This window comes from Geomonas sp. (assembly GCF_056994735.1).
Window position 1 is genome coordinate 1 of the sequence record NZ_JBXKJL010000519.1, and the last position, 1,336, is coordinate 1,336.

Consider the following 1,336-nt stretch of genomic DNA (forward strand, 5'->3'; position numbering starts at 1 on the left):
CTATTAGGTCATGCTCACGTTTGATATTCCTTACAGCCCTTGAAGTGTATAATCGAAGTGCCAATTCAAACTACACACTTCCTTTGCTTATTATAAACCTTGCATATATCTTCTGATCTAAAAAAAGTACCCACTTTCGTGGGTATTTTTATGCATAACACTTTTCAACAGGCACAAATCAAAGCTAAAATATAAATAAAAACTGCAACTTCCACGGGTATTACATATACCGTGGAAACTTAAACAATCTCTAAAGTTGGTAAAGATTTTAATGAGTTCAATCCAACACCTGCTTCTCTTATTAATTTTCGATACCTAGATTTTCTGTATTTTGAATATCTTCTACGTTCTTTTCCGCTAACTATAAAAATCATTAAATCACTAACAACTCTTTTAGAGTATTTTTTGCTTAACAATTCTTCTATCTGAGTCTCGTTCATAGCTATTGGTAAAAAATTTCCTAAAAATTTATTAAAATATTTTCTGAGTATTATCAGGATTATATCTTTCTTAGTTAAACTCAAACTAGACCATCGTAAATCACTCCCAAATTCTTCTATTAGTTGTTGTTTTCTTAATCTAACTTCAAATCTTAAAACACCCATTGATCTTGTTAAAAATCTATAAGCTAGTTTCTCATCTAGCTTCAATAATTGTTTAAAATCATGTTTTCTGAATTCCTCATGTTTTAAATAAAACTTAGTAACAAACCAAGAACCAGCATCATTAAAGGAAGTTTCATTATTGGTTCTTTTCTTCCTACCAGATGGAACGCCTCTAAATAATTCCAGATAATCCTTAGCCAAATCCTCACTATGCGTGTACCAGTTGTAGCAAATATCCAAGCTTTGCAATCTCCACTCTGCTAGTAAGGGTAAAACTCCACCTGTGAACCTCTGTAATCTCTCAAAAACCCTGTTTAATGCTAAATCTATCTCTTGTTCCTTAATCATCCTAATATTGTTTTTAAACAAACTTTTAGGGATTGAGAATTCTAAATAAACTTTCTTCTCTTGAGTATCAAATAAAAAGTTTATGTGAGGGTCATAAGAGGGAATATTTCCTGAGGCATATCTACCTTTAATCTGCATAAAACCATCAGAAATAATATTCAAACTATCAGGAGGAACAGCAGACCAAATAGCATTAAATACTTCTAAATCTTCACTAATTAAAAATTTAATAGTGTCAACCATACGAAAATACGACCTATTAGGTCATGCTCACGTTTGATATTCCTTACAGCCCTTGAAGTGTATAATCGAAGTGCCAATTCAAACTACACACTTCCTTTGCTTATTATAAACCTTGCATATATCTTCTGATCTAAAAAAAG

General features: G+C 31.4%; 1 protein-coding gene. It reads right to left on the reverse strand.

Translation table 11 applies throughout. From position 1 onward, the window contains the following. Positions 1–239: 239 nt before the first annotated feature. Entirely contained in the window at positions 240–1,196 is a 957-nt protein-coding gene (locus AC11W3_RS22150; RefSeq protein ID WP_484093857.1) for a phage/plasmid replication domain-containing protein, read from the reverse strand. Positions 1,197–1,336: the final 140 nt, after the last annotated feature.